Raw genomic sequence first — 25590 nt, 5'->3', positions numbered from 1 at the left:
CGGCGGGCGCCGGCACCGCCTCCTTTCCGTCGATCGCCCGGTAGGTCGGCGGCGCGTTCGGAGCTGCCGGGCGCGCCGCAGCTGCTGCCCGTTGCTGCGGCTGGTGTGGCGTCGGTAGGACGTGCCACTCAGCTCTCCTTGCGGTCCGTCTCCTTTCGGTCCATCTCCGCGGAGGCGGTCATGCCCGCCTCCGCGGTGCGGCTGAGGAAGTCGGCGACGACCTCCAGCTGCGCGGGCTCATAGCTGGCGCAGATCTCGTCCAGGGATGCATTCATCCCGGAGTAGAGGTGCAGCAGCTCCGGGTTGCGGTCCCGCAGGGCGCGGACGACGACCGCGCGGCGGTCGACGGGATCCCGCTCGCGCGTCACCCATCCCCCGCGCTGGAGCCGGTCGAGGATGCCGGTCACCGTGGCGGGGTGCAGGCCGGCTCGCCGGGCCAGGTTGCCGGGGCTGATCGGCCCCTGGCTGTTGATCAGGTCGAGGCAGTCCAGGTCGACGTTCTTGAGGTCGAGCTGGGCGACGACGTGGTTGTTCAGCAGCGAGAGCTGGTTGCTCATCCGCCGCAGGGAACTCTTGATCGTCGTGGTCAGCCGTCGACGGTGCCGGAGCTCATCCGGGTCTTCGTTTACTACGGAACTCATATGGTATCTTCCCAGTATCGTATGGGTTTCGGAAGATAAGGTACATCATGAGCGCCTCCGAGCAGGGCACCATCGACTTCACGGTCATGTACGCGACCCACAACGCCTTCCGTCGGGATCTCGAACGGCTCCGCTCCGCTGCGGCGTCCGGCCGGGCCGGTGAGCCCTCGGTCAAGGCCGGCTGGGAGAACTTCAAGACCCAACTACTCATCCACCACAGCGTCGAGGACGCCGAGCTCTGGCCGCGGCTGCGCCGCGCGGTGGAGGGCAAGCCGCGCGAGCTGGCGCTCACCGATGCGATGGAGGCCGAGCACGCCGATCTGGACCCGCTGCTCGCCTCGGTCGACGCGGCGCTGGCCGGCCGGGCGGGGACGCTGGCGGACCAGGTGGAGAAGCTCGTCGCCACGCTCGACGACCACCTCACGCACGAAGAGGACACAGCTCTTCCGCTCATCCAGTCCATGCTGACCGTGGCCGACTGGCGGGGCTTCACGGACGGGATGCGGCGCCGACAGGGCGTCAAGGGGGCTTCTGTGTACGTTCCGTGGGTTCTCGATGGCCGACCGGACACCGATCGAGCCACCTTCCTGTCGGCGATGCCCGCCCCGGTCCGGGTGCTCAACCGGCTCTTCTGGGAGGGGGGCTATCGGAAGCGGCAGCTCTGGGGGTGATCCGGCGCGGCGGCGGCGCGGCCGGGGCGGGTGGTCGGCACCCCTGGAGCCCTGGCCGCGCCGGGCCTCCGTGGGCGTTCTACGGCGCTGTGGCGACATTGTGGGGTGGTCGGGCTTTTGGTCCGTTCTGTCTCCCGATCTTCAGGATCCTTGCACGTCACGAGGTTTTCCACGGCATTTCTTGGTGAAGCTTTTGCTGTTGGACATGGTCGAGTTGGGCGGGTTATCGTTCGATCCGGACCTGCCCGTGTTCGGCAGGGCCGCAGCATTTGGAACGGGGGGTTCCAGATAGTCGGGGATTTCGGCCCGTGTGGCGGGGCCGCCCAGGGCTATTTCTTTGCGGTCGGCATCGATGTCCCATTGTGTCGCGATTTCCCTGTATAGGGACCTCCATCTGAATGTGTGAATTTCGCACCCAGTCATGCCTGTTTCGTTTCCGTCACGGCCATGGAGTGAAATGAACATCTCAATGTGTGTGAGGCCTCATTGCAGTAACCCGACCACGCCCCCCGGACCCGCGGCCCGCGCAGCCGGTGGTCCGCGGGTTTGTGGCACCTGCTTCCACGAACTCAAGGCGGAACTGCTCGAACTGCCCGAGATGTACGACGACTGCGTGAACTCCCTCCTGCCCGCTCGCGCCGCCGGTCGGCCGAGGGTCAGCGGATCCCGGGGGTCCGGCGGACTGCGGGTGGACGACGAGGTGGTGGAGAGCCGGTCCGCCATCCTCGGCTGTCTCGCCTCCTGGACGGAGCTGGTAACCGACGAGCTCGGGGTGGCACGGCCGGCCAGACGGCAGCCGGCTGACCTGGCGGCCTTCCTGGTGGATCACCTGGACTGGCTGGTCCGCCATTCCGCCTGCGCGGACTTCTCGGCCGAGGTGTCCGCCGTGGCGGCTCGCGCGCGCCGGTCGGCCCACGTCCAGCCGGCTCTGCGCATCGACCTGGGGCGATGTGTGCACCCCGATTGCCAGGAGGACATGACGACCGCTCCCGCGGGCGGGGCGGAGCGGCGGGGGCGCGAGGTGCGCTGCGCTGCCGGCCACGTCTGGCAGGCCCACCAGTGGCTCCAGTTGGCCCGGCAGATCCAGCGCAAGCGGCAGACCTGCACGGCCGACGAGATGTTCCAGAGGGAGGGGGCCGCATGAACAGCCGTCACGGTCACGCGGGGCGTCGACTGGTTCCGACCGAGCTGGCGGCACTGGCCGCCGGAGTCTCCGAGGCCACCGTCAGAAAGTGGGCGAGTCGGGGGAGACTCACCCGTTACGGCAGTCCGGCGCGTGCGCAGTACGACCTCGACGAGATCGTCAACAAGCAATTCGATCAACCGTATCGTCGGAACTCCACGGAGAACGGTGGATGATTCGTGGACTCGTCCGATTGCCACGGCCGGCTGCGGGGGCTCGCCGTGAACGGACTTCCGACACCTCACCAATAAGAGCTGCGGCGGCCTGCGAGTGTGACACCTTCGGGGAAATTTATGGTCTGCGTCACCCGGGCCGGGCACGATGTCACGTTCGGCCGGGTGTGGGGACTCTTGGAGTCGTCGAGGCCGCGACCGGGTGGGCATCCGGATTTCGGCGGAAGCGTCCGAACGGGCGCTGTCGGACCAGGGAGGTCGAATGAGTAGATGGCGCGGTAACCCGTGGGCGGTTCTGCTGGTATTGGCGCTCGGGTTTTTCATGACCCTGCTGGACCTGACCATCGTGAACATCGCGATTCCGGACATGGTCACCAAGCTGTCGGCGTCGCTGGACCAGGTCCTCTGGATCAGCAACGCCTATGTCCTGGTGCTGGCGGTGGCACTGATCACTGCCGGTCGGCTGGGTGATCTGCGTGGCAAGAAGCAGCTCTTCATCGCCGGCGTGGCCCTGTTCACGCTCGCGAGCCTGCTGTGCGGAGTGTCCCAGGGAGCGGCGGAGCTGATCGCCGCCCGGGCGGTTCAGGGGTTGGGCGCGGCCTTCCTCCTGCCGCAGACGATGTCGATCATCGTCGAGACCTTCCCGGCCGAGCGACGCGGGGTGGCCCTGGGGATTTGGGGTTCGGTGGCGGGCGTCTCTACCGTGGCCGGGCCCACCCTGGGAGGACTGCTGGTCACCAAGTTCGACTGGCGGTGGATCTTCTTCGTGAACCTGCCGATCGGTATCCTCGTCCTGCTGCTCGCCGTGCCGATCCTGCCGACCCACCAGCGCGTGGAACGGGGCCGGCAGCGGCTTGACGCCGTGGCGGTGCTGATCGCGTCGGCGGCTCTGTTCTGCCTGGCCTTCGCGCTGACCGAGGGGCAGCGGTACGAGTGGAACGCCTGGATCTGGGCACTGATCGGACTCGCGGCCGTGCTCCTGGTGGTGTTCCTCGTCCACCAGCGTGCCCGTCAGGACAGCGAGCCGCTGGTGCCGTTCGTACTTTTCCGGGACCGCAACTTCACGGCGATGAACGTGGTGGCGATCACGGTCTCATTCGGCGTGATCGCGCTCTTCCTGCCGATGACCATCTACTTGCAGTCGGCACTGGGCTTCAGCGCCCTCAAAGCAGGGCTGGTGATGGCACCCACCTCGGTGATGGCCATGCTCGTGGCCGGCCCGGCGGGGAAGCTGTCGGACAGGTTCGGCGGGAAGTACATCCTGCTGGGCGGGCTGGTCCTGTTCTCCGCCGGGACTCTGTGGCTGTTGCTGGTGGCGGAGGTCGGGAGCAGCTGGACGACCTTCCTGCCAGGTTTCATCGTGGCCGGGATGGGATTCGGCGCGACGTTCACCCCGATGGCGACGGAGGCGATGCGCAACGTGCCGCCACAGCTCTCGGGTGCCGCGTCCGGGGTGAACAACACGCTCCGGCAGGTCGGTTCGGTGCTGGCGACGGCAGCGGTGGGCGAGGTGCTGCAGAGCCGGCTGGTCTCCGCGTTGGGCGACCAGGCGAAGCAGCGGGCCGCCGAGCTTCCTGAGCAGGTCCGGGCCGGGTTCGTGCAGAGCTTCACCGAGGCGGGCAAGAGCGGTCTGGACGTCGGTGCCGGCCAGGCCGGTGGTGCTCCGGACGTCGGGAACCTCCCGCCTGACCTGGCCCACCGAGTGCAGGAGCTGGCCTCGGAGGTGTTCCGGTACGGCTTCGTGGACGCGATGAAGCCGACCATGGCGTTGCCGCTGGCCATCGTGCTGGCGGGGGCCGCGGTCTGCCTCGTCGTCAAGGGCCTGCCGGCCTCACGGCCGCTGCCGTCGGCCGACTCTCGAACGGCGGCGAAGTCTGCGAGCGCAGCCGAACACTGACGCGTCCTCGCGACGTTCCTTGCCCGAGGCCGCATCGGTCATCTCCGGTGCGGCCTCGGGCTGTCCGGTCTTCCCGGCGGGCGGGGTCCACCGCTGCGGCTTTGTTGTTGACACCTGACCGGCGGGGTGTCACGCTAGTTCGGCCGCTACAACTGTGCCCGAAATCAGGGAAGTTGGCGGTGGCGGGTCGGGGCCGGTAGGTCCCGGCGGCACGGGTCCTGAGGCCCCGGTGCGGATCACGGCAGTGCGCAACAGGCGCGCTGCCGTTTTGCATTCCAGCCGTGCGGCCGTTCGGCGAAGGCCTGCTGTTGACAGGCCCCCCGGAGAAGTGTCACGCTTTTCCGGCGGTCGAACTGTGCCCGAATCCAGAAATGCGACCGTATTAGCCCGGAGAGATTCCCGAACACTCCTTTCGGATCGGCTCCCGGGCTCTTTTTGTGCCACCTTCCCTGTCACCTCAAGGGGGCGAGCGTGGATTCCTCTGTCATTATCGTGGGCGCTGGTCCGTCCGGTCTGACGCTGGCCGCCGAGCTGAGGCTCGGCGGAATCGACGTCGTGGTCCTGGAACGATTGGAGAAGCCTTCCGGTGAATCCCGCGGGCTGGGTTTCACCGCCCGTACAATGGAACTGTTCGACCAGCGCGGTCTGCTGCCGGAGTTCGGCGACATCACGACCAGTGCGGCGGGGCATTTCGGCGGCATTCCGCTGGATTACAGCATCCTGCCGGGCGCCCACTTCGGCGCCCGCGGAATCCCGCAGACCCGGACCGAGGAGGTCCTGGGCGCGTGGGCGGCACGGGTCGGAGTAGAGGTCCGCCGGGGCTGGACGCTGGTCGGGCTGACCGATGACGGCGACGGGGTGACCGTCACCGCCGAGACGCCCGACGGCGTCCGGACCCTGCGCGGTCGCTACCTGGTCGGCTGCGACGGTGGGCGCAGCACCGTGCGTCAGCTCGCGGGTTTCGACTTCCCGGGGACGGACGCGACCATCGAGATGTTCCTCGCCGACGTGGCCGGCTGCGATCTCAAGGCGCGGCAGATCGGCGAGCGGGTGGCCGGCGGCATGGTGATGTCGGCGCCGCTGCGGGAGGGCGTCGACCGCATCATCGTCTGCGAGCGGGGAACACCGCCGAGGCGGCGGACCGAACCGCCCACCTTCGACGAGGTGGCGGACGCCTGGCAGCGGCTGACCGGCGACTCCATCCACGACGGCGACGCGCTGTGGGTCAGCTCGTTCGGCGACGCAACCCGGCAGGTCACCCAGTACCGCAAGGGCGCGGTGCTGCTGGTCGGCGATGCCGCGCACACCCATCTGCCCGCCGGGGGCCAGGGGCTCAGCGTCAGCGTGCAGGATGCCATGAACCTCGGCTGGAAGCTCGCCGCCGACGTGCGCGGCTGGGCACCGGAAGGGCTGCTGGACACCTACCACTCCGAGCGCCATCCGGCCGGCGCCAGACTACTGATGAACACCCGGGCACAGGGGCTGCTCTACCTGAGCGGCGCCGAGGTCGATCCACTGCGGGAAGTCTTCACCGAGTTGATGGAGTTCCCGGAGGTCGGCCGTCACCTGGCCGGCATGGTCAGCGGGCTGGACCTCGGGTACCCGGTGGGCGACGGCGCCCACCCGTTGCTGGGCCGACGGGTTCCGCCCCAGAAGCTGACGGGCCCGCAGGGCGGCACCAGCACGATGGACCTGCTGCACGCAGGGCGCGGGGTCCTCATCCGCCTCGGCGGCAGCGCCGGCCTGCAGGCGGCCGCGAGGCTCTGGGCCGACCGCATCGACATCGTCGACTGCGCACAGACCGAGCTGTCCGCCGACGACCCGCTCTGCGGCACGACGGCCCTGCTCGTCCGTCCCGACGGATACGTCGTCTGGGCGGCGCCGGACGGCGGCGAACTGCACGACGCGCTGAACCGCTGGTTCGGCGCTGCCGCCTGAGCAGGGCGAACCGAAACCACATTGACGAGGGAGGCTGGTCATGCACAGCACACTGATCGTGGCCCGGATGAATCCGTCCGCGAGTGGCGACGTGGCGGAGATCTTCCGGGAGTTCGACCGGACCGAGATGCCGGATCTGATGGGTACCCGGCGACGCCAGCTCTTCTTCTACCGCGGCCTTTACTTCCACCTGCAGGACTTCGATTCGGAGAATGGTGGATCGGCGATCGAGGCGGCCAAGAACGACCCGCTCTTCGTGAAGGTCAGCGAGGATCTCAAGCCGCACATCGGGGCCTACGACCCGGAGACCTGGCGCTCGCCGGCCGACGCCATGGCGACTCGCTTCTACCACTGGTCCAAGAATTCCTGACGGACGCTATTCCGAGGGGGGCTGCCCTGATGAGGCGGCGAGTAGTGATAACCGGGATCGGAGTTCTGGCGCCGGGTGGCGTCGGAGCCAAGAATTTCTGGAGTCTGCTGAGCGAGGGCCGGACCGCCACGCGGGGCATCACGCTCTTCGACCCGTCGCCGTTCCGCTCCCGGGTGGCGGGCGAGATCGACTTCGACCCCGAGGCGCATGATCTCGGAGCGCAGGACATCCGCCGGATGGACCGCGCCGCGCAGTTCGCGGTGGTCACCGCCAACGAGGCGCTGGCCGACAGCGGGCTCGAACCGCCGGAGCTGGACCCCTACCGGATGGGGGTCAGCGTGGGGAGCGCCGTCGGCGCGACCACCGGGCTGGACCAGGAGTACCGGGTGGTCAGCGACAGCGGCCGACTGGACCTGGTCGATCACACCTACGCGGTTCCGCACCTCTACGACTACCTGGTACCGAGCTCCTTCGCCCGGGAGGTGGCCTGGGCGGTGGGCGCGGAGGGCCCGGCGACGGTGGTCTCCACCGGCTGCACCTCGGGTCTGGACACGGTCGGCTACGCGACGGAACTGATCCGCGAGGGCACCACCGACATCATGATCGCCGGCGCCTCGGACGCCCCGATCTCCCCGATCACCGTGGCCTGCTTCGACGCGATCAAGGCGACCACGCCGCGCAACGACGATCCGGAGCACGCCTCCCGCCCGTTCGACCGGAGCCGCAACGGCTTCGTGCTCGGCGAGGGTTCGGCCATGTTCGTCCTGGAGGAGTACGAGCACGCGCGGCGGCGCGGGGCGCACATCTACGCCGAGGTTTCGGGCTTCGCCACCCGATGCAACGCCTTCCACATGACCGGCCTGCGACCGGACGGCCGGGAGATGGCCGAGGCGATCCGGGTGGCCATGGACCAGGCCCGTGTGAACCCGGAGCAGATCGACTACGTCAACGCGCACGGTTCCGGGACCAAGCAGAACGACCGGCACGAGACGGCCGCGTTCAAGCACAGCCTGGGTGACCACGCCTACCGGGTCCCGGTGAGCTCGATCAAGTCGATGATCGGACACTCGCTCGGAGCCATCGGAGCCATCGAGATCGCCGCCTGTGCGCTCGCCATCGAGAACAACGTCGTGCCGCCCACGGCGAACCTGCACACCGCCGACCCCGAGTGCGACCTGGACTACGTCCCGCTGCACGCCCGGGAGCAGCGCACCGACGATGTGCTGACGGTCGGCAGCGGCTTCGGCGGGTTCCAGAGCGCGATGGTGCTGAGGAGTGCGGAGTGAACGCGACGGCCGTGGTGACGGGACTGGGCATCACCGCACCCAACGGCCTGGGTGCCGAGGAGTACTGGGCCGCGACACGGCAGGGGATCAGTGGCGTCGGAGCCATCACGAGGTTCGACGCGGCGGGCTACCCGGCCCGGCTGGCCGGTGAGGTGTCCGGGTTCGTCCCGGAGGACTACCTGCCGAGCCGGCTGATTCCGCAGACCGACCGAATGACCCAGCTCGCGCTGGTCGCGGCGGACTGGGCCCTGGCGGACGCCGAGGTGCGGCCCGCGGAGTGGGACCACTTCGACATGGGCGTGGTGACCGCCAGCTCCGCCGGCGGGTTCGAGTTCGGCCAGGGCGAGCTGAAGAACCTGTGGAGCAAGGGCGGCCAGTACGTCAGCGCGTACCAGTCCTTCGCCTGGTTCTACGCGGTGAACACCGGCCAGATCTCGATCCGCAACGGGATGCGTGGGCCCAGCAGTGTCCTGGTGTCCGACCAGGCCGGCGGCCTGGACGCGGTGGCCCAGGCCTGCCGCCTGATCCGCGGTGGTACCCGGCTGATCCTGACCGGCGGAGTGGACGGCTCGCTCTGCCCGTGGGGCTGGGTCGCCCAACTGGCCGGCGGCCGGCTGAGCCTCAGCGAGGACCCGGAGCGGGCCTACCGTCCGTTCGACGCCGAAGCCGCCGGTCACGTCGCCGGTGAGGGCGGGGCGATGCTCGTCCTGGAAGACGCGGAGAGCGCCCGTGCACGGGGCGCGCAGATCTACGGGGCGATCGCCGGCTTCGGGTCGACCTTCGACCCGAAGCCGAACAGCGGCCGTCCGCCCGGGTTGCAGCGGGCCATCGAGCGCGCGCTGGCCGAAGCCGGGACGACACCCGCCGACATCGACGTGGTGTTCGCGGACGCGGCGGCCGTGCCGGAGCTCGACCGGATCGAGGCCGAGGCCCTGAGCACGGTCTTCGGCCGGCGGGGGGTTCCGGTCACGGCGCCGAAGACGATGACCGGCCGGCTGCACTCCGGCGCGGCGTCGCTGGACCTGGCCGCCGCGCTGTTGTCCATCCGGGACGGTCTGGTCCCTCCCACCACGAACGTCTCCCCGGCCGCCGACTACGCACTGGACCTGGTCCTGGACGCGCCTCGGGCCATGCCGGTGAACGCCGCGCTCGTGGTGGCCCGCGGCCAGGGGGGTTTCAACTCCGCCATGGTGGTCCGCCGCGTCGCCGACTGACAGTTTCACCGCCCTACATCACGAAGGAACGGAGAGATGGCAGTGCAGGAATTCACCCTTGAACACCTCCGCGGCATTCTGCGAGAGGCGGCCGGCCAGCAGGAGGGCGTCGACCTCGACGGCGACATCCTCGACCGGGACTTCGGGGAGCTCGGCTACGACTCGCTCGCCCTGCTGGAGACCGCGAGCCGCATCGAGCAGGCGTACGGCATCCGCCTCGACGACGACACGCTGAGTGACTCGCCGGGGCCCCGGGCTCTCATCGCGGCTGTCAATGAGCAGCTGGCCGCGGCTCGTACGGCGTGAACGACGCCCGGCTCGCCCTTGGCGGATCTGTTCGGATCCGCGCTCAGGAACAGGAAGTTCGAGGAGAGGACATGGCGTTGGAGGAACGGCGGGTGGCCCTGGTCACCGGTGGGACCAGCGGAATCGGCCTCGCGTCAGCCAGGCAACTGGGCCGGCAGGGACACCGCGTGTACATCTGCGCGCGCTCGGCCGATGCCGTCCGGGACACGCTCAAGGAGCTGTCGCGGGAAGGCCTCGAAGTCGACGGAGCGGTGTGCGACGTCCGCGATGCCGCGCAGGTCAAGGCCCTCGTCGGTGATGTCGTCGACCGTTTCGGCCGGGTCGACGTGCTCGTCAACAACGCCGGGCGCAGCGGGGGCGGTCCCACGGCGAAGCTCGACGACGACCTCTGGTTCGACGTCCTGCAGACCAACCTGACCAGTGTCTTCCTGATGACGCGGGAGGTGCTGAACGCCGGAGGCATGCTGGAGCGGGGCCACGGGCGGATCATCAACATCGCCTCCACCGCCGGCAAGCAAGGCGTGGTGCTGGGCGCCCCCTACTCGGCCTCCAAACACGGTGTCGTGGGGTTCACCAAGTCGGTCGGCAACGAGCTGGCCCCGACCGGTGTCACCGTGAACGCGGTCTGCCCCGGCTACGTGGAGACCCCGATGGCCCAGCGCGTCCGCGAGGGGTACGCGGCGGCCTACGAGACCACGCAGGAAGCGATCTTGGAGCGGTTCCAGGCGAAGATCCCGCTCGGCCGGTACTCCACGCCGGACGAGGTGGCCGGACTCGTGGGGTACCTCGCGACCGACACCGCCGCCTCGATCACCGCCCAGGCGATCAACGTCTGTGGCGGGCTCGGCAACTTCTGACCAGCGGCAACCATCGGAACGAGGAGAACACCATGCCGCAGTCCGGCACCCGAGAAGTGGCGCACGAGATCACCGTGCGCGCCTGCGCTGCCGACGTCTACGAGTTCATCGCGGGCGTGGCGAACTGGCCGCGGATCTTCCCGCCGACCGTCCACGTCGAACACCTGGAACAGAGCGCGACCGAGGAACGCATCCGGATCTGGGCCACCGCCAACGGTGAGGCCAAGAACTGGGTCTCGCGCCGCACCCTGGACCGCGAGGCCCTGCGGATCGAGTTCCGGCAGGAGGTCTCCACGCCTCCGGTCGCCGCGATGGGCGGCACCTGGATCATCGAGCCGCTCTCGGCCGGCGAATGCCGGATTCGTCTGCTGCACGACTACCGTGCGGTGGACGACGACCAGGCCGGCCTGGCCTGGATCGATGAGGCGGTGGACCGCAACTCCCGCTCCGAGCTCGCCGCGCTCAAGATGAACGTCGAGCTCGCGGCCGCCGGGGCGGATCTGCTCCTCTCCTTCGAGGACTCGGTGCGGGTCGAGGGTTCGGCCAAGGACGTCTACGACTTCCTCAACGAGGCCCAGCACTGGCAGGAGCGCCTGCCGCACGTGGCACGGGTCGACTTCCAGGAGACCTCGCCCGGTCTGCAGCTCCTGGAGATGGACACCCGGACGAAGGACGGTTCGACCCACACCACCAAGTCCGTGCGGGTCTGCTTCCCCGACGAGCGGATCGTCTACAAGCAGATCACCCTGCCGGCGCTGATGACCCTGCACACCGGCCGCTGGGAGCTGGTGGAGGACGGCGACGGTGTGACCGTCACCTCCCAGCACACCGTGGTGATCAACCCGGACAGGATCACCGAAGTCCTCGGCGCCGAGGCGGATCTGGCCCGTGCCCGGGAGTTCGTCCGCAACGCCCTCGGTGCCAACAGCAGGGCCACCCTCGGCCTCGCCAAGGACCACGCCGAAGGTCTGCGCTGACGTGGACACCCAGGTCATCGTGGTCGGTGCCGGGCCGGTCGGCCTCCTGCTGGCTGGAGAGCTCCGGCTCGGCGGTGCCGACGTCGTCGTGCTGGAGCGGCTGACCGCGCCGACCACGGAGTCCCGGGCCTCCACCCTGCACGCCCGCACCATGGAACTCCTGGACCAGCGTGGGCTGGTGGAGCCGCTCGACGATCCGGCGTGCGACGTGCTGAGTCACTTCGGTGGCCTGCCGATGGAGCTGAGCGGCCCGCCGACCCGCTACCGGGGTCAGTGGAAGGTCCCGCAGACCCGGCTGGAGGAACTGCTGGCGTCCTGGGCGCTGGGGCTCGGCGTGGACCTCAGGCGTGGTCATGAGGTGCGTGCCGTCCGGGAGACGGACGCCGGGGTGGTGGTCGAGTACACCACCGCGGCGGGGCCGGGGACGCTCACCGGCGACTTCCTGGTCGGTTGCGACGGGGAACACAGCACGGTGCGGGCCCTGGCTGGGTTCGAGTTCCCCGGCACGGACTCCACGCGGGAGCTGCTGCGGGCGGACGTGGCCGGCATCGAGGTGCCGAACCGGCGCTTCGAGCGGACGTCCAAGGGGCTCGCCATCGCGGCCCGCCGCCCGGACGGCGTCACCCGGATCATGGTCCACGAGTTCGGGCGTCCGGCCGTCCGGCGCACGGTGGAACCCTCGTTCCAGGAACTGGCCGAGAGCTGGGCCACGGTGACCGGGGAGGACCTCAGCGGCGGCGAGCCGTTGTGGCTGAACGCCTTCGGCAACGCCGCGCGCCTGGCGACCGAGTACCGCCGTGGCCGGGTCCTGCTGGCCGGAGACGCGGCGCACCGCCAGATGCCGGTGGGCGGGCAGGCCCTCAACGTGGGTCTGCAGGACGCGATGAACCTCGGGTGGAAGCTCGCGGCCGAGGTCGGCGGCACGGCACCCGAAGGACTGCTCGACACCTACCACGGCGAACGGCACCCGGTCGGGCGCAGGGTGCTGACCGCCATCGAGGCCCAGGCGCAGCTCCTGCTCGGTGGCCCGGAGGTTGACGCGGTCCGCTCGGTGACCGCCGAGCTGCTCGCCCACGACCGGGTCCGGGCACGCCTGGGCAGTGTGATCAGCGGTCTCGACATTCGTTACGGCGGCAGCGAGCAGCCCCTCGAGGGCGCGCGCATGCCGCACCTCGACCTGGTCACCCCGGACGGTCCGACCAGCACGACCGAGCTGTTGCGCCCGGCCCGGGGCGTGCTGGTGGACCTGTCGGCCGATCCGCGGCGGCGGACCCGACTGGAGCAGAAGGCCGCCGGCCTGCAGGACCGCATTCGCCTGATATCAGCCACGGCCGCCCCGGGCTCGCCCGTTCCGGCGGCGACGCTGCTGCTGCGCCCGGACGGCTACGTGGCCTGGGCCGGTGACACGACCGCCGACCCGGTACCGGCGCTGCACCGCTGGTTCGGCACCCCGGGCAGCCAACCCGCGCACTGAGACAACGAACAAGCCATCCGAAGGAGAGATCCGATCATGCCCAGCAAGGTTCCGGCAGCACCTCGGGACTCCGGCAAGGTCCAGCACTGCGATGTTTTCGTCCTGGGCTCGGGTCTCGCGGGCTCCGTCAGCGCGGCGATCCTGGCCCGCCACGGCGCCAAGGTCGTCCTGGCAGACGCCGCCGCGCATCCGCGCTTCGCGGTCGGCGAGTCGATGACCCCCCAGCTCGTCGAATGGCTGCACATCCTGGCCGACCGCTACGACGTCCCGGAGATCAAGAGCCTGCTCAGTGTGCAGGCCGCCACCCGGGACATCGGACCGCACTTCGGCACCAAGCAGCACTTCGGCTTCATGCTGCACCGTCCGGACGAGGAGCCCGACCCCACCGAGGCCACCCAGCTGGTCATCCCGAAGCTGCTGACCCAGGCCGCGCACCTGTTCCGCCAGGACAGCGACTCCTTCATGTTCCACGTTGCCGCCCGGTACGGCAGCATCACCCGGCAGAACTGGCGCGCCGCCGACCTGGCCTTCGACGACGACGGGGTGACCGTCACCGGGCAGAACGGCGAGGCGTTCCGGGCGAAGTTCCTGATCGACGCGAGCGGGTTTCGGTCGCTGCTCGCCGAGAAGTTCCAGCTGCGCGAGACGCCGGCCAGGTTCAACCACCACTCGCGGTCGCTGTTCACGCACTATGTCGGCATCAAGCCGTTCGACGACGTGAGCCGGCACCCGGCCGAGCTGCGTCCGCCGGTGCCGTGGCACAACGGCACCATGCACCACCTGATCGACCGGGGCTGGTTCTGGATCATCCCGTTCGACAACTACAAGGACTCCCGCAACCCGCTCTGCAGCGTGGGCCTCACCTTCGACGAGCGCCTCTACCCGAAGGCGGCCGACCTCACGCCGGAGCAGGAGTTCAACCGCTACCTGGACATGTTCCCGGCCGTGAAGCGCCAGTTCGCGGGAGCCCACCGGGTGCGTGAGTGGGTCTCCACCGATCGTCTCCAGTACTCCTCGAAGCACTCGATAGGCCACCGCTGGTGCCTGATGTCGCACGCGGCCGGCTTTATCGACCCGCTCTACTCGCGCGGGCTGTCCAACACCTTCGAGGTCGTCAACGCGCTCAGCTACCGCATCCTGGACGCGCTCAAGGACGACGACTTCGCGGTCGAGCGGTTCGAGTACGTCGACGAGCTGGAGCGCGGCCTCCTGCACTTCAACGACCTGCTGGTCAACAGCTCGTTCATCTCGTTCTCGCACTTCAAGCTGTGGAACGCGGTGTTCCGGGTCTGGGGCGCGCTGATCACCCCCGGCGTGATGCGGCTGACCCGGGCGCGGATTCGGTTCCAGCTCGACAACCGGAACCCGCAGCACTTCATCGACCTGGAGAAGGCCCCGCACACCGGGCTCTGGTGGCCCGAGAGCGACAAGCTCAAGGCGTTGCTGGAGGCCACTGCGGAGACCTGTGAGAAGTACGAGGTCGGCGAGCTGGACGGCGACGAGGCGGCGAACGTCATCTTCCGCCTCTTGCAGGACTCGGACATCGTCAACCCGACCTTCGGCTGGAAGGACCCGCGCAAGCGGTTCATCGCCCCGAGCACCGTGGACATGATCAAGTTCATGCATTGGGCGACCCGCCAGGGCCCGCCGGAGATGCGCGAACTGGGCGACGACAACCTGCGAGGCATGCTCAGGGCCGCTGCCCGGGGCAAGAAGCTGCTCTGACCCGGAAGCGCCACCAAGCGCTGGTTGAACTTTCCCAATCGACTATGCACGGGGGACCGACATGATCAGACGGAGAAGCATCCTGGAAGTCACGGCCGCCGCCATCGCCCTGACGGCCCTGGACCCGAAGGGGGTGTTCGCCGACACCACCGCCTCCGGGTGGAGCCAACTCGGGCAGAGCCTCCAGGGGCGTCTGGTGATGCCGTCCAGTACGGACTACGCGACGGCCAAGCAGCTGGACCTGATGCAGTTCGACACCGTCAACCCGCAGGCCATCGCCTACTGCGCGAGCCCCGCCGACGCGGCGACCTGCCTCAAGTTCGCCCAGGACAACGTGGTGCCGTTCGCCGTCCGCAGCGGTGGGCACAGCCTGGGCGGCTACTCGACCACTCCCGGGCTGGTCATCGACGTCTCCGGGCTCAACTCGGTCTCCGTGACCGGGGGGAGCGCGGTGATCGGCCCGGGCGCGCAAATGGTGGACATCACCAACGGACTGGCCCCGGCCGGGCTGGCGATCGCAGGCGGGATGTGCCCCACGGTCGCGGCCGGAGGTTTCCTCCAGGGCGGTGGCATCGGGATGCTGACCCGCTCGCTGGGCATCGCCTGCGACAGCATCACCTCGGCCCAGGTCGTGCTGGCGGACGGCAGTCAGGTCACCGCCTCCGCCACCCAGAACAGCGACCTCCTGTGGGCGCTGAAGGGCGGTGGCGGCGGCAACTTCGGCATCGTCACCTCGTACACCGTGACGCCGACTCCCCTGACCCAACTGGCCATAGCCAACCTGACCTGGACCTATGACCACGCGGTGGACGCGCTGGACGGCTTCACCCGCTGGCTGGTGAGCGCGCCACGGACCATCAGCGGGGCGGTCAGCATCACCCTGGACGACGCCGCCCCGGGGAACACCCCGACCGTCGCGGTCCTGCTGGTGTCGACAGGCTCCACGACCGAGCTCAACTCCGAGGTCGCCCGGCTGATTTCGATGACCGCCGCGCCGACCGGGCAGCAGACCGCCGTGGTGCCGTACCAGGCCCTGATGATGGGCTTCTACGGCTGCGCCACGGACACCGTGGCCCAGTGCCACCGGATCGGGCCGAACTCCCAGGGGGTTCTCCAACGGCACCCGTTCGGCGTCGAGCGCAACCGCCTGTTCTCCGGGCCGGTGAGCCGCTGCTTCTGGCAGCAGGCCGTCAACGTCTTCAACACCGGACGGCAAGCCGGACCGACCTACCGGCTCCAGGTCATCGCCCTGGGCGGGGCGGCCAACGACCCGAGCCGCACCCAGACCGCCTTCGTGCACCGCGACAGCCAGTACCTGGTCAACTACGTCGGATCGGCGGCCACTGCGCCGGTCCCCGACTCGGTGGCGGCCGCCGCCCGGCAGTGGGCGACCACCGGGTTCAACGTCATCAGCCCGTACTCGAACGGCGAGTCGTACCAGAACTTCATCGACGCGGCGCTCACCAACTGGCAGTACGCCTACTACGCCGAGAACTACCCGAGGCTCGCCGTGATCAAGGCCAAGTACGACCCGTACGGCGCCTTCTCCTTCGCCCAGAGCATCGGCTGACGGTGCCCGGCAGCGAGATCCGGACAACCATGGAGAGGAACAAGCGATGACCACGACCCCCGGCCGGGTCGTCCACCTGGACGAGGTCGAGCCGATCACCTGGTCCGGCGAGGAGGCCGGCCGTTTCCTGCTCCGCAGTGAGGACACCGGCGGGCAGTACTCGTTCTACGAGGTGACCGTTCCCGCGGGCGAGGGCTCGCACTTCCACGTCCACGAGCACATGGACGAGGCGTTCTACACCGTCGAGGGCGAGTTCGAGATCCACCTGGGCGACGTGGTCCACCGGGCGCCCGTCGGCACCGTGGTCTACGGCCCGCGCGGGGTGGTCCATGCCTTCCGCAACACCCTCGACACGCCCAGCAGGATGCTCTGCGTCACCACCCCGGGCGGGATCGAGCGGTTCTTCGAGGAACTCAGCGGGCTGATGAAGCAGGACCCGCCGCCGCACTGGTCGCAACTGCAGGAACTCGCGGCCAGTCACCACATCGTGGCCTTCCCCGGTCAGGAGAGGAACTGAGGTCGTGCAGGACACGGAGAAGAAGCTGACCGGGCCCAACGACCGGAAGAAGCCGCCGTCCAAGGCGCAGCGGCTGGTCAACCGGGCCATCGTCCGCGCCAACGTGGCCGTCTACCGGGCCAGTGGCGGAAAGATCGCCGGCCGCTTCGGGGAGCTGCCCGTTCTGCTGCTCACCACGCGGGGCCGCAAGACCGGCATCGCCCGCACCAGTGCCCTGGGCTACATCCCCGACGGCGACCGCTACGTGATCTGCGGTGCCTACGGCGGGGAACCGGTGCACCCGGCCTGGGCGCTGAACCTCCGGGCCATTCCCGGCGCGGTGGTGGAGGTGGGGCGGCAACGCTTCAAGGTGACGGCGAGGGAGTTGCCGGCGGGCGCCGAGCGCGACCGGCTGTGGCAGCGGATGGTCGACATCTTCCCGCTCTACGGCAAGTTCGAGACCAAGACCGGTCGCCTCTTCCCGATCGTTGTGCTGACCCCCGTCGATTGATCGGGCCGGTGACGGAGGGGGGACAACGATGAAGAGTCCAGCGACAGCGGACGACCTGCACATGGCAACCATGCTGGCCGGAATCGCGGCGGTCCTGCTGACCGGCCTGGTGCTCGGCAGACTGGCCACCCGGTTCCGGCAGCCGGCGGTGATCGGCGAGATCGTCGCCGGCATCGCCCTCGGGCCCAGTCTGCTGGGCCACCTGCCGGGCGACCTGCCGCACCGGCTGTTTCCCGCGGAGGTCCGGCCGCTGCTCAACGCGGTGTCGCAAGTGGGCCTGATGCTCTTCATGTTCATGGTGGGCTGGGAGTTCGACAAACGCCTGCTCAGCCCGCACAAGGGGACGGCGACGATGGTGTCGCTGACCTCCGTCGGATTCGCCTTCGCCTGCGGGGCGGGGATTGCCTCCGTGCTCTACCGCAACCACCACGAGGTGGCCGGGCACCACATCTCGTTCACCGCCTTCGCCATGTTCATGGGCGCGGCGATGTCGGTGACGGCGTTCCCGGTCCTGGCCAGGATCCTGCGGGACAACCGGCTGACCGACACGAGGGTGGGTGTGCTGGCCCTGGCCAGTGCCGCCGTCGACGACCTGCTCGCCTGGTGCCTGCTCGCGTACGTGTCGGCGCTGGCGACTGCGGGCGGCGGCGGCCGGCTGTTCCAGGTCGCGGCGCTCAGCGCGGCGTACGTGGCGGCGATGTTCCTGGTGGTCCGGCCACTGCTGGCCGCTCTGGTGGGGCTGCTGGTGGACCGGGGCCAGTGGCAGGCGCTCCTGCTGGTGCTCTGTGCGGGGGTGTTCCTCTCGTCCTGGCTCACCACCTGGATCGGGATCCACGCGATCTTCGGCGCCTTCCTCTTCGGTTTCGTGATGCCGAGGGAGCCCGCACGTGCGCTGAAGGAGCGGCTCCACCCTCCGCTGGAGCACATCAGCATGCTGCTGATGCCGGTCTTCTTCGTCGTCACCGGTCTCGGGGTCGATGTCGGTGGTCTGGGCGCGGCCCAGTACCTCGAACTGGCCCTGATCGTCTCGGTGGCCTGCGCGGGGAAGCTCCTGGGCGCGGTGGTGCCGGCCAAGTTCTTCGGCCTCTCCTGGGCGGAGTCGCGAACGCTCGGCCTGCTCATGAACACCAGGGGGCTGACCGAACTGATCATCCTCAACGCCGCGAAGAGCCTGGGCGTGCTGGACGGTCAGATGTTCACCATGATGGTGATCATGGCGCTGGTCACGACCGCCCTGGCCGGCCCGCTGTTGCCGGTCGGCCGGTCCGCCCCCGAGCGCAGCCCGGTCGGAAGCCGGTCGCGCGATCTCACCGAAACCCATGTCTAGCATCAACTCTCCTCTCGGCACGGTGACCTGATGACAGGTCTACGCCAGGAAAAGGGGCTTCTCGTGGTTCCATCGCAACAGCAGGAGGCTCAGGACCGGGCGATCGAGCCCAGGGCGTTGCGCGACGTCTGCGGGCTCTTCGTCACCGGCGTGACGGTGATCACCAGTGGTGACGGGGAGGGGGTGGTCGGCGCCACCGTCAACTCCTTCACGTCGGTCTCGCTCGACCCGCCGATGGTGCTGTTCTGCCTGCACCGGGACTCGCGCATCCGCGAGGTGGTGCGGGAGTCGAACGGGTTCGTCGTGAACTTCCTCACCGGCCGCCAGGAGAGTCTGGCCTGGGCGTTCGCGGGCCGTCGGACGGCATCCTTCGAAGGTGTGGCACATCATCATTCGGAACGCGGCATGCCGGTTCTCAGTGAGGCGCTCGCCTATCTCTCATGTCGGCTAGTCAATGAATTCGACGGCGGTGACCACACCATCTTCCTGGGCGAAGTGGTGGACCTCGGGGAGCCCCGTCGGAACCATGATCCCCTGATTTTTTTCCGGGGTTCGATGGGGGCGCTGGAGGATGAGCCCAAGGCTTTCCATCCAATCATGGACGGTTGAGTCGATCCGGGCTGTAGCATCTGTATGAGTGAACTCCCGTCAAGCAGTGCGAGTTTGATTCACAGTCAAGGAGAACTGCCATGTTCCTGATCACCGGTGCAACCGGAAACGTCGGCCGGGTGCTGGTCGACCATCTGCTTGAGGCGGGTGTTCCGGTCCGTGCGGTCACGCGTAATCCGGAGTCGTCGAAGCTCCCGGCGAATGCCGAGGTCGTCAGCGGCGACCCGAGCTCCCCGGAATCCCTTTCCGAGGCGCTCTCCGCGGTCTCCGCACTTTTCCTCAACCCGGCTGCGGTGGGCGGTTCGACCGCCAAGCTGCTGGAGCTCGCGCGTGAGCGCGGGGTCAAGCGCGTGGTGATGCTCTCCTCCGACACCGTCGTCGACGACGCCGCCGAGCAGAGCGACTCGATCGCCGCCTGGCACAAGCAGATCGAGGAGACTGTCGCGGCCTCCGGGCTGGAGTGGACGATCCTGCGCGCCGGCGAGTTCGCCACCAACCTGCTCGGGCTGTGGGCTCCGCAGATCCGGGCGACCGGTGTGGTCCGGGCCCCGTACGGGCAGGGCACCACGGCGCCGATCCACGAGCGGGACATCGCGGCCACGGCCGTGCGCGCCCTGCTGACCGACGATCACCTGGGCGAGACCTACTCGCTGACCGGCCCGAAGTCGCTGACCAGGATCGAGATGGTGGAGATCATCGCCCAGGTGCTGGACCGCCCGGTGCGCTTCGAGGAGCTCGTTCCCGAGCAGGCGCTCCAGGCCATCCTCGCGCAGGGCACCCCGAAGCCCATCGCCGACTCGATCCTGGCCCTGCAGGCCGAGTCGGTGGGCCGCCCCGCGCACGTGGGCACCGGAGTCGAGGCGATCACCGGACAGCCGGCTCGCCCGTTCGCCGAGTGGGTCGCCGACCACGCCGGCGCCTTCGCCTGATCCTCTGATCCATCCGCCTCGCCCGCAGCCTCTGTCAGGGGCCACGGGCGAGGTGTTTTCTGCACGGTTCCACACACTGCTGTTCTCCCACTGGAAGGCGGATAACCGATGATCAGGATCGATCAGCTGGACAAGTCGACGGACTTCATGTCGCAGCTCCAGGAGAAGACCGGCCCCATCGTGCTGATCAACACGTTCATCGTGCCCGAGGGCAAGATGGATGAGGTGCTGGCCATCTGGGAAGGCGACGCCAAGTTCATGAAGAGCTGCCCGGGATTCATCTCGACGCAGTTGCACCGTGGTACGGGCGCGAGCAACACGCTGGTGAACATCGCGACCTGGCAGTCCACCGAGGCGCTTCTCCAGGCGTTCAACAACCCCGATTTCAAGAAGGCGGCGTCGGCTTATCCTGACGGCATGGTCGCGTACCCGCACGTGCTGGAGAAGATTTCCATCGACGGGGTCTGCGTCGCCTGACGAGCAGTACGTCGAAAATGGCCGGGAGGAACAGGTGGCCCCTGTTCCTCCCGGCCATTTCTGTATTTCTGGGGACGCTCAGCTCACATGGCTGAGCTTGTCCGGATTGGTTACGGCATAAATCCCGAGAACCTGGTCCCCGGCCGGGTTCAGATCGACGACGAGCACGGCGTACGGGGAGCCCTCCGAGAAGAGCAGCGCGGACGGGTCGCCGTTGACGTGCCGATAGTGGATGTCCAGCCCCTTCGGGGGGCGGGTGGCCACCGAGGTGAGCAGTCGGGCGACCTTGTCGCGTCCCAGGATCGGGCGAAGCCCGGCCGCCCGCGCCTTGCCGCCGCCGTCGGTCCACAGCGTCACGTCAGGCGCGAGCAACTGCAGCAGGGCCGTGAGGTCGCCGCCGAGCGCGGCCGCGAGGAACTGCTCGGTCACCTGCCGGCGCACCCGGGGGTCCGCCTGGAAGCGGGGACGCCGGGCGTGCACGTGCTCGCGGGCCCGGTGGGACAGTTGACGGACCGCCGCGGGGCTGCGGCCGAGGATGACCGCGATCTCGGTGTGGGCGTAGTCGAAGACCTCGTGCAGGACGAACACCGCCCGCTCCAGCGGGGTCAGGGTCTCCAGCACCACCAGCATCGCCATCGAGATGGTCTCGGCCTGCAGGGCCGGGGCGGCTGCGTCCGTCACCGGCGGGGTGTCGACGGACCTGCTGACGACCGGCTCGGGCAGCCAGGGGCCGACGTACACCTCGCGGCGCCGGGTCATGGTCGCCTGCCGGGCGAGCGCCCGGTTGACGGCGATGCGGACCAGGTAGGCGCGTGGATTCTCGATCTCTGCGGTCTCCGCCTGCTCGTGCCGCTTCGTCCAGGACATCCAGGTCTCCTGCAGGACGTCCTCGGTGTCCGCAACGCTGCCGAGCAGGTTGTAGACGACCGAGAAGAGCAGTTCGCGGTGCTCGGCGAAGGCGGCGGTCGGCGAATCGCTCGACGGCTGGATCGGCATGCTGGGTCCTCCTGCGGGGTTGTCCCTCCTAAGAGTCCCGGCCGGCGGCGAGTGTGACATCGGACTGGAAGGCGTTCGCTGTTCACCGGCCGGCCTGGGCTGACGCGTGCTGATGAAGCCGCCTCGGCCCCGGCGGTCTACGGCCAGACCAGGCAGTACAGCTGGTGCCCGGCGTCGTGCAGCCGGTTGGCGAAGTCCTGCCACTCGTGCAGCATGCTGTAGATCACGAAGGCGTCGCGCGGCCCGCGCCGGTCCGGGACGGTGGACCAGATGAAGGCGGCCGCGCCGAGCTCGGTGACGTCGGCCTTGCGGAGCGGTTCGACCACGCTGTGCGGGAGCTGGACGACGGCGTAGTCGGGGTGGAGCACGACGAGTTCCAGCGGCGGGACCTGATGCAGCGGGACGCCCTGGATGCCGGTGAGGACCATGGCGCTCATGGTCTCCGGCTTGATCTTGGTGGAGAGGTGGCCGGTGGGGGAGCCGCTGGTCTCCATCAGGTCGCCGAGCCGCCCCAGCGCGCCGAGCTCGCCGGCGTCCAGGCCGAGGCCGCCCGGGCCGAGGGCGGTGGGGACTCTGGCGGCGGTGGCGCGGTCCGGTGCGCCGAAGTACTTGTACGTCACCCCCACGCGTCCCTCACCCCGCCTCTCGCCGCCGCGGCGACCACGACCCGTACCCGCTCCCGTACCCCCGCGTGCGGCTTCGGCGGGCCTGCGGGAGCCCCCCGCGGCCTCGTCGTAGCCGTCCTGCGCCTCGGACACTCGGACCATCCTCACCGGAATTCGCCGGAATCGACAGACCCCCGCACGCCCGGCGTCCCTCCGGACGTGCTCCTTACCCGTCATGCGCCGCCGTACCCACTCGCGGGCCCTACCCACTCGCGGCAGACAGCAGTCCTCTCCACACCCCTGCACACAACCGGAGCGCTCGCGCACTCTGTGTGCACAGTCTGACTGGTCCGTGCTCCGGGGCAGCCAGCGACCCCGTCCGTACGGACAATCCGTCACGGACAACCCGTCACGGACAACCGTACAGACAACAGTGCCCGGATCATCGTTCCAGATGATCGGGCCGGACATGCAGAGCTCAAGGACACGATTTGAGACCATGTCTCCCGTGAGCTACCCCTACGAAGCCCCCCAGTCCCAGTCGCTCTTCGATCGCGCCTCCGTGGTCACGCCCGGCGGCGTCAACTCCCCGGTGCGCGCCTTCCGCGCGGTCGGCGGCACGCCGCGCTTCATGGTGTCCGGCACCGGCCCCTACCTCACCGACGCCGACGGCCGTGAGTACGTCGACCTGGTGTGCTCGTGGGGGCCGATGATCCTCGGCCACGCGAACCCCGCCGTGATCGACGCCGTCCAGCGGGCGGTCGCCAACGGCACCTCCTTCGGCACGCCCGGCCAGGGCGAGGTGGAGCTGGCCGAGGAGATCGTCTCCCGCGTCTCCCCGGTCGAGCAGGTCCGGCTGGTCTCCTCCGGCACCGAGGCCACCATGTCCGCGATCCGGCTCGCCCGCGGCTTCACCGGCCGGGCGAAGGTGGTCAAGTTCGCCGGCTGCTACCACGGTCACGTGGACGCGCTGCTGGCCGCCGCCGGTTCCGGTGTGGCCACCTTCGGCCTGCCGGACACCCCGGGTGTCACCGGTGCCCAGGCCGGCGACACCATCGTGCTGCCGTACAACGACCTGGCCGCCGTCGAGCAGGCCTTCGCCGCCCACCCGGGCGAGATCGCCTGTGTGATCACCGAGGCCTCGCCCGGCAACATGGGCGTCGTCCCGCCGCTGCCCGGCTTCAACGCGGGCCTGGCCCGGCTCTGCCGGGACAACGGCGCGCTGTTCGTCTCCGACGAGGTGATGACCGGCTTCCGCGTCTCCAAGGCCGGCTGGTACGGCCTGGAGGCGGCGAACGAGGGCTGGGCGCCGGACCTGCTGACCTTCGGCAAGGTCATGGGCGGCGGCTTCCCGGCCGCGGCCTTCGGCGGTCGCGCCGACGTGATGGCGCACCTGGCCCCGGCCGGCCCGGTCTACCAGGCGGGCACCCTGTCCGGGAACCCGGTCGCCACCGCGGCGGGCCTGGCCCAGCTGCGCGGCTGCACCGACGAGGTGTACGCGACGGTGGACAAGGTCGCCGCCGAGGTCTCCGGCCTGGTCTCCGAGGCGCTCACCAAGGAGGGCGTGGCGCACCGTCTGCAGACCGCCGGGAACATGTTCTCGGTGTTCTTCACCGAGGCCCCGGTCACCAACTACGACGAGGCCCGGACCCAGGAGGCGTACCGTTTCACCGCCTTCTTCCACGCGATGCTGGCCGAGGGCGTCTACCTGCCGCCGTCCGCCTTCGAGTCCTGGTTCGTCTCGGCGACCCACGACGCGCGGGCGATCGAGCGGATCGCCGCCGCCCTGCCGGCCGCCGCGCGCGCCGCTGCCGCCGCCGCGGTCTAGCCGCCACGGCCCAGCCCACCCCGAGCCCCAGGAGCAGTTGAGAAGTGAGCGCCAAAGAGATCACCGTCGTCCACCTGATGCGCCACGGCGAGGTGCACAACCCGGAGGGCGTCCTGTACGGGCGGCTGCCCGGCTACCACCTGTCCGAGCTGGGCCGGGAGATGGCCGAGCGGGTCGCCGAGGACCTGGCCGGCCGGGACATCACCCACGTGGTGGCCTCCCCGCTGGAGCGCGCCCAGGAGACCGCCGCGCCGATCGCCAAGTCGCACGGTCTGGACGTCGCGGTGGACGAGCGGCTGATCGAGGCGGAGAACGTCTTCGAGGGCAAGACCTTCGGCGTCGGCGACGGCTCGCTGCGCAACCCCGGTTACTGGAAGTACCTCACCAACCCGTTCAAGCCCTCCTGGGGCGAGCCCTACCTCGACCAGGTGGTGCGGATGATGGGCGCGCTCGGCGCGGCCCGGGACGCCGCCCGCGGGCACGAGGCGGTCTGCGTCAGCCACCAGCTGCCGGTCTGGATCGTCCGCTCCTTCGTGGAGCGCCGCCGACTCTGGCACGACCCGCGCCGTCGGCAGTGCTCGCTGGCCTCGCTGACCAGCTTCACCTTCGAGGGCGACCGGATCGTCTCGGTCGGCTACCGCGAGCCGGCCCGTGACCTGCTGCCGGCGCATCTGGTCGGCAAGGGCGGCAAGGGCAAGCCGGTGGGCAAGAGCTTCGGAGCCTGAGCCCGCGGCACCGCGCGTACGAGCATCCGCCGGCGCGCGTAAGCCCTGGGTAAGTATGACTTCGGGCCACCCGGCAACCGCCGGGTGGCCCGGTTCCGTTGCAGGTCAGATGGGGTGCGGCGCGCAAGGCAGGACCCCGGCGAACCTGCCCGGAACTCCATGCGAAACTTTTCACATGTCTGCCATGGCGCGCCCCCGTCCCCGTGTCGCCGCAGCCGCTGCCACCGTGGCCGCCGCTGCGCTCGTCCTCACCGGCTGTTCCTCCTCGGGCTCGTCGAGCAGCGGCGAAGGCCAGGTGGGCTTCGTCACCGTCAAGGGCACCAACCTGTCGAAGGCGGACGCCGGCAAGCGCGGGGACGCGCCGGACATCACCGGGGAGACCCTGGACGGCAGCCAGGCCAAGCTCTCCGACTACCGCGGCAAGGTCGTGGTGCTGAACGTCTGGGGCTCCTGGTGCGGGCCGTGTCGCGGCGAGGCGAAGGACCTGCAGACCGTCTCGGAGAAGTACAAGGACCAGGGCGTCCAGTTCCTCGGCATCAACACCCGGGACACCGACAGGACCAACGCCGTCCGCTTCGAGCAGGAGCAGGGCGTCACCTTCCCGAGCATCTTCGACCCGGCCGGGACCCAGCTGCTCAAGTTCCCCAAGGGCAGCCTCAACCCGCAGTCCATCCCGACCACCCTGATCGTCGACCGCGACGGCAAGCTGGCCGCCCGCGCCGTCGGCGGTACGACCGAGGAGGCGCTGGAGTCGATCCTCCAGCCGGTGGTCGCGGAGCAGAAGCAGTGACTGGGGCACTGCGGC

At 69.3% G+C, this 25590-nt stretch carries 26 protein-coding genes; 23 read left to right on the top strand and 3 right to left on the bottom strand.

The window, feature by feature from the left end; all coding sequences use genetic code 11:
• Window positions 1–128 precede the first annotated feature (128 nt).
• Window positions 129–557 (bottom strand): MarR family transcriptional regulator, encoded by a 429-nt coding sequence (locus tag ACIRYZ_RS09820; RefSeq protein ID WP_402941781.1) that lies wholly within the window; start codon window positions 555–557, stop codon window positions 129–131.
• A 131-nt stretch (window positions 558–688) separates the two neighbouring features.
• Between ACIRYZ_RS09820 and ACIRYZ_RS09815 the strand changes: the two genes are divergently transcribed.
• From ACIRYZ_RS09815 to ACIRYZ_RS09720, 20 genes are all read left to right on the top strand, one after another.
• A complete protein-coding gene (locus ACIRYZ_RS09815; protein WP_402941779.1) occupies window positions 689–1312 on the top strand; it encodes a hemerythrin domain-containing protein in 624 nt (207 codons plus the stop codon).
• Window positions 1313–1925: 613 nt separating this feature from the next.
• Entirely contained in the window at window positions 1926–2456 is a 531-nt protein-coding gene (locus tag ACIRYZ_RS09810) for a hypothetical protein (RefSeq protein ID WP_402941777.1), read from the top strand.
• On the top strand, window positions 2453–2671 hold the full coding sequence (locus ACIRYZ_RS09805) for a hypothetical protein (protein WP_402941775.1): 219 nt from the start codon (window positions 2453–2455) through the stop codon (window positions 2669–2671). The genes ACIRYZ_RS09810 and ACIRYZ_RS09805 overlap by 4 nt, the downstream gene beginning before the upstream one ends.
• 259 nt (window positions 2672–2930) lie before the next feature.
• A complete protein-coding gene (locus ACIRYZ_RS09800) occupies window positions 2931–4565 on the top strand; it encodes an MFS transporter (RefSeq protein WP_402941774.1) in 1635 nt (544 codons plus the stop codon).
• A gap of 471 nt (window positions 4566–5036) precedes the next feature.
• A complete protein-coding gene (locus tag ACIRYZ_RS09795; RefSeq protein ID WP_402941772.1) occupies window positions 5037–6503 on the top strand; it encodes an FAD-dependent monooxygenase in 1467 nt (488 codons plus the stop codon).
• 40 nt (window positions 6504–6543) lie between these two features.
• Complete coding sequence (locus ACIRYZ_RS09790; RefSeq protein WP_402942086.1) at window positions 6544–6873, top strand: TcmI family type II polyketide cyclase; 330 nt, start codon at window positions 6544–6546, stop codon at window positions 6871–6873.
• A 26-nt stretch (window positions 6874–6899) separates the two neighbouring features.
• On the top strand, window positions 6900–8159 hold the full coding sequence (locus tag ACIRYZ_RS09785; protein WP_402942084.1) for a beta-ketoacyl-[acyl-carrier-protein] synthase family protein: 1260 nt from the start codon (window positions 6900–6902) through the stop codon (window positions 8157–8159).
• Window positions 8156–9373 carry a ketosynthase chain-length factor gene (locus ACIRYZ_RS09780; protein ID WP_402941770.1) on the top strand — a complete coding sequence of 406 codons (1218 nt, stop codon included), beginning with the start codon at window positions 8156–8158 and terminating at the stop codon, window positions 9371–9373. Before ACIRYZ_RS09785 ends, ACIRYZ_RS09780 begins: the two co-directional genes overlap by 4 nt.
• Window positions 9374–9409: 36 nt before the next feature.
• Window positions 9410–9679 (top strand): acyl carrier protein, encoded by a 270-nt coding sequence (locus ACIRYZ_RS09775; protein ID WP_402941769.1) that lies wholly within the window; start codon window positions 9410–9412, stop codon window positions 9677–9679.
• Between the two features lie 71 nt (window positions 9680–9750).
• Complete coding sequence (fabG, locus tag ACIRYZ_RS09770) at window positions 9751–10536, top strand: 3-oxoacyl-ACP reductase FabG (RefSeq protein ID WP_402941767.1); 786 nt, start codon at window positions 9751–9753, stop codon at window positions 10534–10536.
• Between the two features lie 32 nt (window positions 10537–10568).
• Window positions 10569–11513 (top strand): aromatase/cyclase, encoded by a 945-nt coding sequence (locus ACIRYZ_RS09765; protein ID WP_402941765.1) that lies wholly within the window; start codon window positions 10569–10571, stop codon window positions 11511–11513.
• 1 nt (window position 11514) lies between these two features.
• Window positions 11515–12987, top strand: a complete 1473-nt coding sequence (locus ACIRYZ_RS09760; RefSeq protein ID WP_402941763.1) for an FAD-dependent monooxygenase — start codon at window positions 11515–11517, stop codon at window positions 12985–12987.
• A 36-nt stretch (window positions 12988–13023) separates the two neighbouring features.
• A complete protein-coding gene (locus ACIRYZ_RS09755; RefSeq protein ID WP_402941762.1) occupies window positions 13024–14712 on the top strand; it encodes an NAD(P)/FAD-dependent oxidoreductase in 1689 nt (562 codons plus the stop codon).
• A 61-nt stretch (window positions 14713–14773) separates the two neighbouring features.
• Window positions 14774–16282 carry an FAD-binding oxidoreductase gene (locus ACIRYZ_RS09750; RefSeq protein WP_402941760.1) on the top strand — a complete coding sequence of 503 codons (1509 nt, stop codon included), beginning with the start codon at window positions 14774–14776 and terminating at the stop codon, window positions 16280–16282.
• 46 nt (window positions 16283–16328) lie between these two features.
• Entirely contained in the window at window positions 16329–16799 is a 471-nt protein-coding gene (locus tag ACIRYZ_RS09745; protein ID WP_402941758.1) for a cupin domain-containing protein, read from the top strand.
• 4 nt (window positions 16800–16803) lie between these two features.
• Complete coding sequence (locus tag ACIRYZ_RS09740; RefSeq protein ID WP_402941757.1) at window positions 16804–17289, top strand: nitroreductase family deazaflavin-dependent oxidoreductase; 486 nt, start codon at window positions 16804–16806, stop codon at window positions 17287–17289.
• Between the two features lie 28 nt (window positions 17290–17317).
• Window positions 17318–18616 carry a cation:proton antiporter gene (locus ACIRYZ_RS09735; protein ID WP_402941755.1) on the top strand — a complete coding sequence of 433 codons (1299 nt, stop codon included), beginning with the start codon at window positions 17318–17320 and terminating at the stop codon, window positions 18614–18616.
• 30 nt (window positions 18617–18646) lie between these two features.
• Complete coding sequence (locus ACIRYZ_RS09730) at window positions 18647–19225, top strand: flavin reductase family protein (RefSeq protein WP_402941754.1); 579 nt, start codon at window positions 18647–18649, stop codon at window positions 19223–19225.
• Window positions 19226–19305: 80 nt separating this feature from the next.
• Complete coding sequence (locus ACIRYZ_RS09725) at window positions 19306–20154, top strand: NAD(P)H-binding protein (RefSeq protein WP_402941752.1); 849 nt, start codon at window positions 19306–19308, stop codon at window positions 20152–20154.
• 108 nt (window positions 20155–20262) lie between these two features.
• Window positions 20263–20631, top strand: a complete 369-nt coding sequence (locus ACIRYZ_RS09720) for an antibiotic biosynthesis monooxygenase family protein (RefSeq protein WP_402941750.1) — start codon at window positions 20263–20265, stop codon at window positions 20629–20631.
• A gap of 78 nt (window positions 20632–20709) precedes the next feature.
• Here ACIRYZ_RS09720 and sigJ read toward each other — a convergent pair whose 3' ends face one another.
• Complete coding sequence (sigJ, locus tag ACIRYZ_RS09715) at window positions 20710–21627, bottom strand: RNA polymerase sigma factor SigJ (RefSeq protein WP_402941748.1); 918 nt, start codon at window positions 21625–21627, stop codon at window positions 20710–20712.
• A gap of 137 nt (window positions 21628–21764) precedes the next feature.
• A complete protein-coding gene (locus ACIRYZ_RS09710; RefSeq protein ID WP_402941747.1) occupies window positions 21765–22247 on the bottom strand; it encodes a hypothetical protein in 483 nt (160 codons plus the stop codon).
• Window positions 22248–22731: 484 nt separating this feature from the next.
• Between ACIRYZ_RS09710 and hemL the strand changes: the two genes are divergently transcribed.
• From hemL to ACIRYZ_RS09695, 3 genes are all read left to right on the top strand, one after another.
• Window positions 22732–24060: a glutamate-1-semialdehyde 2,1-aminomutase gene (gene hemL, locus ACIRYZ_RS09705; protein ID WP_402941745.1), complete on the top strand. Its 1329-nt coding sequence runs from the start codon at window positions 22732–22734 to the stop codon at window positions 24058–24060.
• A 77-nt stretch (window positions 24061–24137) separates the two neighbouring features.
• Window positions 24138–24785 (top strand): histidine phosphatase family protein, encoded by a 648-nt coding sequence (locus ACIRYZ_RS09700; protein WP_393033187.1) that lies wholly within the window; start codon window positions 24138–24140, stop codon window positions 24783–24785.
• Between the two features lie 175 nt (window positions 24786–24960).
• Entirely contained in the window at window positions 24961–25575 is a 615-nt protein-coding gene (locus tag ACIRYZ_RS09695; protein WP_402941743.1) for a TlpA family protein disulfide reductase, read from the top strand.
• Window positions 25576–25590: the final 15 nt, after the last annotated feature.

Source organism: Kitasatospora sp. NPDC101155, from assembly GCF_044768305.1.
Lineage (GTDB): Bacteria > Actinomycetota > Actinomycetes > Streptomycetales > Streptomycetaceae > Kitasatospora.
Note: the sequence above shows the minus strand (reverse complement) of the source record. Positions and strands in the feature narration are given on the sequence as shown.